9 protein-coding genes are annotated in these 11115 nt (G+C 44.3%); 7 read left to right on the forward strand and 2 right to left on the reverse strand.

The window, feature by feature from the left end; genetic code table 11:
* Nucleotides 1-336: 336 nt before the first annotated feature.
* Both IH598_17430 and IH598_17435 read right to left on the reverse strand, forming a co-directional pair.
* Entirely contained in the window at nt 337-2346 is a 2010-nt protein-coding gene (locus IH598_17430; protein MBE0640300.1) for a helix-hairpin-helix domain-containing protein, read from the reverse strand.
* 125 nt (nt 2347-2471) lie between these two features.
* The gene (locus IH598_17435; GenBank protein ID MBE0640301.1) at nt 2472-3290 is read right to left on the reverse strand and encodes a hypothetical protein; all 819 of its coding nucleotides are present in this window, start codon (nt 3288-3290) and stop codon (nt 2472-2474) included.
* Between the two features lie 231 nt (nt 3291-3521).
* Between IH598_17435 and IH598_17440 the strand changes: the two genes are divergently transcribed.
* From IH598_17440 to IH598_17470, 7 genes are all read left to right on the forward strand, one after another.
* A complete protein-coding gene (locus tag IH598_17440; GenBank protein ID MBE0640302.1) occupies nt 3522-4502 on the forward strand; it encodes a sensor histidine kinase in 981 nt (326 codons plus the stop codon).
* A 30-nt stretch (nt 4503-4532) separates the two neighbouring features.
* Nucleotides 4533-5177: a response regulator transcription factor gene (locus IH598_17445; protein MBE0640303.1), complete on the forward strand. Its 645-nt coding sequence runs from the start codon at nt 4533-4535 to the stop codon at nt 5175-5177.
* 634 nt (nt 5178-5811) lie between these two features.
* The gene (locus IH598_17450) at nt 5812-7308 is read left to right on the forward strand and encodes a T9SS type A sorting domain-containing protein (protein MBE0640304.1); all 1497 of its coding nucleotides are present in this window, start codon (nt 5812-5814) and stop codon (nt 7306-7308) included.
* A gap of 445 nt (nt 7309-7753) precedes the next feature.
* Nucleotides 7754-8737, forward strand: a complete 984-nt coding sequence (locus IH598_17455) for a PstS family phosphate ABC transporter substrate-binding protein (protein ID MBE0640305.1) — start codon at nt 7754-7756, stop codon at nt 8735-8737.
* 56 nt (nt 8738-8793) lie between these two features.
* Nucleotides 8794-9639, forward strand: a complete 846-nt coding sequence (gene pstC / locus IH598_17460; GenBank protein ID MBE0640306.1) for a phosphate ABC transporter permease subunit PstC — start codon at nt 8794-8796, stop codon at nt 9637-9639.
* A 3-nt stretch (nt 9640-9642) separates the two neighbouring features.
* A complete protein-coding gene (gene pstA / locus IH598_17465; protein ID MBE0640307.1) occupies nt 9643-10500 on the forward strand; it encodes a phosphate ABC transporter permease PstA in 858 nt (285 codons plus the stop codon).
* 2 nt (nt 10501-10502) lie between these two features.
* On the forward strand, nt 10503-11115 hold a 613-nt coding region (locus IH598_17470), incomplete at its 3' end, for an ATP-binding cassette domain-containing protein (protein ID MBE0640308.1).

Raw genomic sequence — 11115 nt, forward strand, 5'->3', positions numbered from 1 at the left:
GGTGAATGATCTTCATTAGAAAATTCTCAGCATTTAACCCTGGAAATTGGGTGAATAAGGTTGATTTCCCGATGGTTACTTAATTCTACTAAGGTTGGAGAAGGAAAATAAGGTTTTCAATTTTTTGAATGTTGATTTTCCTGAGAAGGGAAACCTTATCCTAAAACCCAACCTTAGTAGAGAAAATGTATTCCATTGATAAACTAAATTTTATTACCTTATTAAGGTATTTGGAATTTTATATTTTTGATTCAATCATTGAAAAAACCGAAATCTCAGCTCAACCTAAACCGACTTCCGGCTTAGCGATAGAATCGCTTGGAGCGATACTATCGCTTAAAGTTTAATCCTCATCTGCACTTTCACCTCCGACTGTATGTTTCCGTCAATCTCGGTTATTCCGCTGCTGATGGTGGTTTTGTTGCCGTAATAGGTTTGGGCAAAACGCAGCCAAAGATCTATTTTCTCCGAAATTTCATATTTCATCAGGATATAAAACCGGCTTCCTTTGTAATAATAGGCGGGAATGGAAAAAGCATAAAGTACGTCGTTTTCGTAGGCATAGATCCGCTCGTCGTAGCTGTCGGTGTCGAACAGGGCATAGCGGAGGGTGACAGTAAAAGGCTTATTGTCGGGCTGGTACTGAACGTCCTGGTAAATCAGGAATCCATCTTGAAATCCGCGGTCGGGGAGTTTATAGCGGAGAAATTCAATCCTGCTTTTCAGCAACAACTGCCGCATGGCCGCATAGGAGGCATGAAACCTGAAACTTTCCTTGATGGTTTCTCCTGCTTTGATCATGTTCGGGTCGGTGGTTTCGTTTAGTTGCTTTTGCTTGAAACGATAGCGCAGGTACATTTCCATTTTCCGGTTAGGGTGGTAATCAAGTTGTGCAAGGTATTCATGGCCACGCGACGGAAAATCAATCCTGTACCGAAGCCAGGGTGAATAAAACATATCGGAATAACCCCTGAAAGTCCAGTTGCGGTGCAGGTAAACAAGGATGCCGGAGTAGATGCCACGTTCGTTTTGGTTGGCACTACTTTCACCGAAAGCATTGCTGTAAAGATTTTGATAATCAATGCCGTAATTCCGGTAGAAAAAGGAGAGCGATACCGATGGGTGCAGTGGTGCATGAAAGCCGGCGAGATAAGCCATTCCGCCATTTTCACTTCCTGAAATTTCACCAAATACATTGAACCGGTTCACGATGAAGTTTACATCCAACCCGTAATTCAGGTTATCAGTTCCCTGGAAATTGAATTTGCGGTAGAGCTGGTCGGGCAAGGTAAGCGGTTTGTCCAGGGAAGTTTTATAGGTTGTAGCTCCAACCTGGAATTTATTTTTTCTGAAGACGATATTTCCTCCGTAAAGGGTCTCACCGATGATTTTACGGTTGGCCATTTCGGCGTTGGTTCGATGATAGCCGGTTTCCTGTATGGAAGTCACGAATTGGATTTCCTGGCTCACTGTATCTACCTCTCCCATGTTTCCATCAATTTTTTTGGAAGAATAAAACCCTGTTATCTTGAAATTTCCCAGTCCAACAGTGGCTGCAGTTCCGCGCATATAGCGGTTTTCATCCACTGATGTGCTGGGTCTTAAGCGACGCTGATTTCTCACCAGCGACCCGGCATCGGGTGATTTCCCAAAATACAACCCCGACCATAACGTCAGCCCCTGGCCAAACTCCAGTTGGTAGTCGCCAACTACAACTTCATTAACAATGCCCAGGTCGCTCATGTAAGCAAATCCTGAATAAAAATCGAATCCCTGTGGCTGCGATCCTTTGAAAAATTCCTCCCCGGCATCCTTTTCGGCAGTCAGCCCCACCCTTATCCTGTTGAAATAGTTGAACCCATAGCGCATGTAGTATTTATCCTGGCTTCCCAGGAAATAGCTGTTGGGTTTGGCCGCTTTTGCCGAATCGCTCAGATCAGCATAGCCTGCCTGTTGCTGCAGCACACGGGAGTAGCGTAAAAAAAGATCGTGCCGGCCATATTTCAGGACATCTTTCATATCTAATTTTGCCTTAGATTGCTCCGCCGAAACGATGACAAATGGCTCCAACAACTCGATCAGGCTCTGGTCAAAACCTTCAACTGTCTGTAATTCATAGATACTCGCAAAGGGTCCGTAAATATTCCGGTACTCGATGATTTTGTGGATTTGAAAATCGCTTAGGAAAAAGATCCGTTGAAACTGTTCATACGGAGCAAAGTTGAGGTTAAGCGGGTTTTCGAGGAAATAAAACAAATCTTCGAACAATTCAGTGTAATCAAGTTCACCCTCAGTTTGCTCAGCAATGAGTTCGATCCGGCTGATAAGTAATTCCCGGTCTTCCATAGAGATGCGGGGCTGTTGGGCAAAAGTGTTTTGAGAAATCAGCAAAGAAAAAAACAAAGAAAATGTAGCTGATTTTAACAGCAAATTTCCCCGGACGTTATGTTGAATCCGCGTATTCATAAGGCTTATTTAAAGCTGTAGGTCAATGAAATCTGTGGCGAATAACCCAGCACATGATGCACCGAAGAGGCAAAGTCAACTTTGAGGCGGTTCAGGTTGAGGCCAAAACCAAAGGTGTATTGTCCCGGATTGGACGACAAGCCGCCTCTTACAAATACTTCATTGATGATCCGGTATTCGAGGCCGAACCGGAGTGCCGGATCAAAATCGGTTTCCTTTTCGGCTTCAACGGTCAGCATCAGGTTTTTATCAAACGAATAGGCTGCGCCAATCCGCAGAATGGCCGGGATACGTTCGTCGGCGTATTCAACAACTTTGGCGTGGATCGGATTAAACACATGAGCGCCAATGCTGAGGTTTTCATTGATCTTTGATTGAATGCCGGCCTCAAAAGTAATCACCCCCTTTTTGCCGTAATCATCCCCAATCGAGGTTATCAGGTAATCAAGCTGCAGGCCGGCGGCAAAATTCTCCCCGAACTTCCGTGCATACGCCAATCCGACTTTGCTTTCGTTGTAAAGGTCAAATCCGAAATAGGAAAACTTTATCCCAAACACCCCCGAATTGACCGGAAGCACAACACCACCCGTGTTCAGACTCAGCTCTTTGACAAGGAAACGATTTTCGAAATAAACACCGGCAGCCGGCTGGTTGTAAAAGGCCAGCCCGGCCTGGTTGTTTTGCAGCGACCAAAAATCGGCCAGCGCCACCGAGGCATTCCCCATGGCCGCCGAACGCCCTCCCTCTGGAACATTACCTGTGGCCATCAACATCAAAGGAACAACCCAAAGCACAGAAAGAGTCAGGATTTTTTTTCGTAACATGTGCGTTGCTTTTCAAAGTTATGTAAATGAAGTTTTTAAGTCATTGAACATCGGATGAAGTGTTGCAAAAAACTGAAGCACCATTATTCTCCACGTAGAACCATTTTCCAGCCGTTAAGTGATAAATTTCTTCGATGGCCAAAATTATCGAAAAAATAAAATCAAAAGATATTTTTTTTCCTGCCATTTGATTTTGTCCTTTTAGTAATTTTACCTCATAAAATAATTGCCATGTTTACTCAATATGCGCTTATCATTTCGATTGTGTTGCAGTTTGCTGCAGTAGTGATTGTGGTCAGTCTGATCAGGGCAACCAAGTACAATTCCAGTTGGATTCTGCTTTCAATAGGTTTAACTGTGATGGCCGTCAGGCGGGCGATCGAATATCTTCCGTTTTTAAACAAGGAATTAACCAATGATGTACTTGCACTCAACAGTTGGCTGGGAGTGTTCATTTCGCTGCTGATGCTGGTGGGGATGTTTTATGTAAAAAAAATGCTGAACTACACATTTAAACTGGAGGAAACGCGCGCCGCTGCTGACAAGCGATTGCTGAACACCATTATCCAAACAGAGGAAAATGAACGAAGAAGACTGGCCAAAGAACTTCACGACGGGCTTGGACCGCTGCTTTCTTCCGTTAAACTCTCGGTTTCGGCCCTCTCGACCGAAAACCGGGTTGGTAATCAGGCTGAGATCATGAAAAATATTATAATTTCGGTAAATGAATCCATTCATTCGCTCAGAGAGATTTCGAATAATCTCAGTCCTCATGTACTCGACAGTTTTGGAATACCAACTGCCATCGAATCATTTATCGACAAGCTGGAAAAATCCGGAAAAATCCGGTTTGAGTTCAGGACAAATCTGGGTAATAAGAGATTCCCGGGCAATACCGAAATCATCGTTTATCGCACGGTTTGCGAACTGATCAACAACACCCTTAAACATGCCGAAGCCCATAAAGTACTGATCAGTCTGGATGAGGAAGCCGGACTGTTAAGGTTGCTATACCAGGATGACGGTAAAGGGTTCAGCCAGGAAAAATTGCTTTTGGATGAAAATCAGGGGATGGGTTTGAGTAATATCCGATCAAGGATCAACTCACTGAACGGAAAGTTTGAAATCGAAAGCTGGCCGGGTGAAGGGATCATCGTTACGGTTGAGATCAACATTCAAAACGAAACTGAGACAGTAGCAGCTCAACAATAATTCATCGTCATTTAATCCTTTATTTACAACATGCTGGCATTCAAATTGACTATCGTAGATGACCATAAACTCTTCAGGGATGGCCTGAAATTGCTGTTGACCAATTACTTCCCCGGGATTGAAATTTCGGAAGCACAAAACGGAATGGAATATTTAAAGTTGCTTGAGCATTTTATCCCCGACATTACACTGATGGACATCAATATGCCCGGGATTGACGGGATTGAAGCAACACACAGGGCTGTGGAGCTGTTTCCTGAAATAAAAATCATCGCCCTTTCGATGTTTGGAGATGAGGTCTATTATTTCAAAATGATCGATGCCGGAGTAAAAGGTTTTTTGCTCAAAAATTCTGAAATCAGCGAAGTGTGTGAGGCTATCGAATCTGTGCTTGCCGGCGGTCACTATTTCTCTAAAGAATTACTGCTGAGCATTGTCAAAAATTTCCATAAAAGCAGCTTACCGTCAGAAGAGTCGGTCAGCCTGTCCGAACGCGAAACCGAAATTCTCAGCCTGATCTGCCAGGGGCTTAATAACCAGGAGATCAGCGACAAAATTTTTATCAGTAAAAGAACCGTTGACAAACACCGGGCAAATATCCTTTCCAAAACCAATTCCCGCAATACCGCCCACCTGGTGATGAATGCCATTAAGAATCATTGGATAAGTATTTGATTTATTGCCGGATAAATTTTCAAAATCTGATTTTGTGTTCAGCTTAGGCTCCAGCCTATTTCGATGCAGTCACCCCGTGAATGCTATCAAACGAGCACCAGATTATCATTTTCAGTGACTTTTGCTAACGATTCACGGGGTGACTTTCACTGACCCGCGTTGGAGTCACCCCGTGAATGCTATCAAACGAGCACTAAACTATCATTTTCAGTGACTTTTGCAGATGATTCACGGGGTGAATATTCCCGTGTTCAGTGGTGCGTTTAGCTTAGGCTCCAGCATAAGCTGCATCTATTTTTGCAGGCTCCGGACTCATTCATGTTTTCAGGGATCTGTAATTTAAAATAATTTGAATCTACCTCTTATCTTAAAAAAAACTCCTTTAACTTTGCTGGGTTTGTTTTTAAGAACTTTTTGAAATCTGTTGACACAAAAAAATGAATATCAGTAGTTTAAATACCCCTCCCAGGCACGTTGTAAATTTGTACGATTGTTGCAAAAGGAGGAATGTATGATAACCCATCACACAATTGTGAAATCAGATTCTTACGAAGGCTCTTCTCTATGTAACACTTCCATTCATTTAATTTTTTGGTATTTAAAAATCAATTTGTTTAACATTTAAGTTATGATGATGAAAAAATTTGTTTGCTTAATTACAGTCTTATTGATTTTTAGTCCTGCTCGTTCACAAGATACATTCCTTAATATTTACGACAGTACTAAGCTTTTCAGGGCAAGGGACATTGCCTTTAACGATTGGGGAGATATTTTTGTCTGTGCCAATGCTCGTGAGAATGACGAACCGAATATCAATAATTATATACTCAAGCTGGATAGCAATGGAAATCTTTTGAACTCATGGTGGGAGAAGAAATCAGACTTATTTCTTGCTGAGTGCAGCAATATTCAATTCATTGATAATGAAGTTTATTTGTTTGGTTACATTGATAGCTATTACCCTGTTCAATACCACCCTGGAATTTTCATGAAAAAGTTTGATGAGCAATTGAGTGAAGTCAGGAACTATGATTTTTTTATTGATGGCGACGTACATAGAGGTATCAATCATACTTGCCGGGTGCGACACCATGAAGATAAGTTCATTTTCTTTACTTCTTTGTATTTAAATGATCCGTTAATTCGGATAAGACCAGGATATTTTGAACTAACGAAGGATGGGCAATTGCTGAATTTTGTTTTCGATCCGGAATTAGTTTTCTGGCATATTCATTATGATTTTCTATTTAAGCCTGATAACCAGGGATTTTATACTTTTATGCTTGAGCATACTCCATCTGTGCCAATCTCAGGGTGGATCTATGACTATGATTTCAAACTGGAGAATAGAGCATATCATCAAATACCAAATTATTTCAATAAATTTTTCACTGCACTGCCAATTGATGATGAGCTGATTTACCTTGCAGGGAGCTACCGTGAGCCGATGCCTTTCATAAATGAACAGGTCGGGGTTATGAAAATGACGCTTGATGGCACAGCATTGATTACCTATTTGTTTGAACCGTTAATGGATTCTACATCATATCCTGCTCTTTATAATTCATTGGATGTTTTATCGGACGGAAGCCTCATATTTTGCAGTTCTTACGGCCTGGAAGACTACAATTATTTTGCAAACGGAACACCGACCTGGATTTCATTGTTTAAGTTTACTCCCGATCTCGAATTAATCTGGCACAAATTTATAGGAGATGGCGGCAGTTTTGAAGCCCATTGTATGCGTGTATCTCATTCTGATGAAATCGTGATTGCTGGTGGATATAATCCAGTTCCCCCTCAAAGCCCTTACATAAGAAGTTTAATGATCATGAAAACCAACAGCGACGGACTGATTACCGGCATTGATGATGAAACCACTGCCTTTGCCACAACCGAAGCCATTCTATTCCCCAACCCAGCCGGAGACTTCGCAATCGTGGATTTCAGTCTGCAATACAAAACGGCCACTCTGCAACTGCTTGACTTTGCTGGCAGGACAGTATTTGAACGGGCGCTTACCGCCAACCACCAGCAGGTGGATATTTCAGGCGTGCCGGCCGGCGCTTACGTTTACCGGATTTTCGACAGCAAAGGACTGGAGGAAGGTGGAAAATTGGTGGTGGAGTAGAAGTGGAAGCAAATCATACCAGGACATCCACTGACTGACAGGTTTATAAAATTCACCCGGTGAATGTTATCAAATTTCCGCCAAGCTTGCAACTGTGGTTGGCAATGCAGGAAATTCACCGGGTGACTGCTTTTCATTCAAGATTCTCCAAAGGAGTCTCCAAAGGAGTTCATCGGACCTACGGACCTGCGGACAATATTCCAAATCCCCCGATGAATTTTTATCAAACAAACGACGAACATGAAACTGCAGTGGACTTTGCAGGCAATTCACGGGGTGAATATTCACGGTGCTACGTATAAATACTTACCTCCCAAATACGTCTAAACTTCCTTCAATTGGGGCATTAACGGGGTTGTACAGCCCACCGGCCAGAGATAATTTTGCCACTTTAAACTGAGTGTGGATTAACAAAATTAAAGTTTTCATTCTAAAATATAACACAATGAAAAAGAATATATTAGGTATATTTCTGATCGTGATGGCAATTTTTACCGGAGCGATGGTTCAAAGCGGATGCGGTTCGCGGCAAAACAGTTCGGAGAGCAACGATGGTGAACTGAAAGGCACGATCTCGATATCCGGAGCATTTGCGCTTTATCCGCTCACTGTGCGCTGGGCTGAGGAATTTCAAAAAGAGTATCCTGATGTCAGAATAGACATCAGTGCCGGTGGCGCCGGAAAAGGGATGGCCGATGTGTTGTCGGGGATGGTCGACCTGGCGATGTTTTCGAGGGAGATCACACCACCGGAGATCGAAAAAGGGGCGTGGTGGGTAGCAGTGAGCAAGGATGCAGTGCTGGCTACCATTAACGCCGGCAACCCTTTTTTGGATCAGATCAGGCAACACGGAATTTCGAAGGAGGCGTTCATCGGAATTTTTCTTGATCAAAACATCAAACTATGGAACGAATGCCCCGGAATAACGGGTGAGAGTGATAAGATCAATGTTTTTACCCGCTCGGATGCCTGCGGGGCAGCCGAAATGTGGGGGTTATTTCTTGGCAAAAACCAGGAAAGCCTTAAAGGTATCGGGGTTTTTGGCGATCCGGGCATAGCCGATGCGGTGAAAAACGATAAACTCGGGCTGGGGTACAACAATGTGATCTATGCCTACGACATCAACACCCGGAAAAAATATGACGGGATTGAGATCGTCCCCATCGACATGAACGGCAATGGGATTGTTGACCCGGAAGAGGACTTTTACGGAACGCTTGATGAAGTTTGCGCAGCCATTGCCGATTACCGCTACCCCTCGCCTCCGGCACGCGACCTTTACCTGGTTTCAAAAGGAAAACCGGACAATAAACTTGTGATCGAATTTTTACACTGGATCCTTGTCAACGGTCAGCAGTATGTGAGTGAAGCCGGTTATGTGCATTTATCGGATACAAAAATTGAGAACGAATTACAAAAGCTGAAATGAAATTCAGACGGTTTGATATAGGCCGCCACCTGCGTGATAAGCTGCACACCTCCTGGATGATAGTGAGCCTGGTGGTGGTTTTGGCCATTCCGCTCGTGCTGATGTCGGGCCTGCTCTACAAGTCAGCCGTCCTGCTCGAAGAGCATTCCATGTTCAACCTGCTTTTTTCGAAGGAGTGGAAACCATTGTCTGGTCAGTTTGGCTTTTACACTTTCATCATCAGCTCCTTATGGGTCACGGTGGTTTCGCTGCTTATTGCAGCTCCTATCTGCCTGCTCACTGCCATCCATCTCACCCAGTATGCCAAACGATGGGTGCTTAACCTGATGCACCCGGTGATTGACCTGTTGGCAGGGATTCCGTCGGTTATTTTTGGTGTCTGGGGGATTTTAGTTGTGGTGCCGGCCATTGCCGATCACATCGCACCCTTTTTCGGGAAATCGGTTTCCGGATATTCTATCCTGGCCGGCGCCATTGTGCTCTCCATCATGATTATCCCATTCATCCTGAATATTTTGATCGAACTTTTCAGAAATATCCCGACAGAACTGAAAGAAGCATCACTTTCACTTGGTGCCACCAAATGGCAAACCATCAAATTGGTGCTGATTAAAAAGATATTACCGGGTATTGTATCTGCTTTTGGACTAGGCATGTCGCGGGCATTTGGCGAAACCATTGCCGTACTGATAGTTGTTGGCAATGTAACCCAGATTCCCAAAGGAATTTTTCAACCAGGCTATCCCTTACCAGCATTAATAGCCAACAATTATGGCGAGATGCTTTCGATCCCGATGTATGATTCGGCGCTGATGCTGGCAGCGCTGATTCTTTTTGTCATCGTGCTGTTTTTCAATTTTATATCCCGGGTGATTATCATCAAATCCAACAAACACAACTAAATCATGATCGATCGTCGAAAAGCGGAAGAATGGTTTTTCAGGGTGCTGATGTTTTTCTCAACAGTGATCATTGCCACGGCGCTGTTTCTGATTATTTTCAGCATTCTTTACAGCGGTCTGCCGCACCTGACCTGGGAGATGATTTCAAGCGTACCCAAAGGCGGGTTTTATTTTGGCAAAGAAGGCGGCATCCTGAATGCGATCATAGGTTCGCTTTATTTGTCCATGGGGTCGACTATTCTCGCCTTTCTTTTCGGGCTGCCACTGGCTCTTTTCATGAATGTCCATCTGATCCGTCGCCGCAAACTGGTCAATGGAATTCGTTTTGTTATGGATTTGCTCTGGGGAGTCCCTTCTATAGTTTATGGCGCTTTTGGGTTTACCATCATGGTGTTCTTTGGTATCAGGGCATCGCTACTGGCAGGGATCATCACAGTGACTTTGTTCATCATTCCGATCATGGTACGCGGGATGGACGAAATTCTTCAATCGGTCCCACGCGGGTTGCTCGAATCTTCACTGTCGCTGGGCTCAACCCGGTCAGAAACCTCCTATCGTGTTTTCCTGAAACAATGTGTGCCAGGTGTAATCACGGCGGTGCTGCTCTCATTCGGAAGGGCAATCGGCGATGCTGCCTCCATCCTTTTTACCACAGGTTATACCGATCACATCCCAACTTCGCTCACTCAACCCACTGCTACATTACCACTGGCTATCTTTTTCCAGCTTTCATCACCCATTCCTGAAGTGCGGGAAAGAGCATACGCGGCTGCAGTAATCCTTGTCTTCATTATCTTGACAATTAGCATGTTGTCGAGGTTCTTTTCGCGAAAATACCAGAAAAACAAAATCAACTTTTAACCATGAACAACGCTAAAATAGATATCAGCAACCTCAACCTGTATTACGGTAAACAGCACATCCTGAAGGATATCAATGCCACCATTCCCGACCGGCAGATCACCGTGATTATGGGGCCATCAGGTTGCGGAAAAACCACACTGATGAAGAGCCTGAACCGCCTTACCGACTTGCATGCCGACGCAAAAGTCAGCGGTAGCATCACCATTGACGGCCGTGACATTCTGAATACCACCGATGATATCACAAAGATCAGGAAAATGATGGGTTTACTGGCACAGAGGCCTTACCCTCTACCCATGAGCATTTACAACAATATTGCATATGGTTTGCGTATCAGCGGGCGAAAGAAAAAACGGTTTCTCGACAAGCGGGTGGAGCACTACCTGAGGCAGGTCAACCTGTGGGATGAGGTGAAAGACCGGCTGAAAGACCCCGCCGGCGCACTCTCTATCGGCCAGCAGCAGCGTCTTTGCCTTGCCCGTGGGCTGGCTGTCGACCCGGAGATCATCCTTGCCGATGAGCCAACCTCAGCCCTCGACCCCATCTCGAGCCAGACCATTGAAGAAAAGTTCAACGAGCTGAAAAGCCATTACACGATTGTTCTTGTTACCC

Source organism: Bacteroidales bacterium, assembly GCA_014860585.1.
Lineage (GTDB): Bacteria > Bacteroidota > Bacteroidia > Bacteroidales > 4484-276 > RZYY01.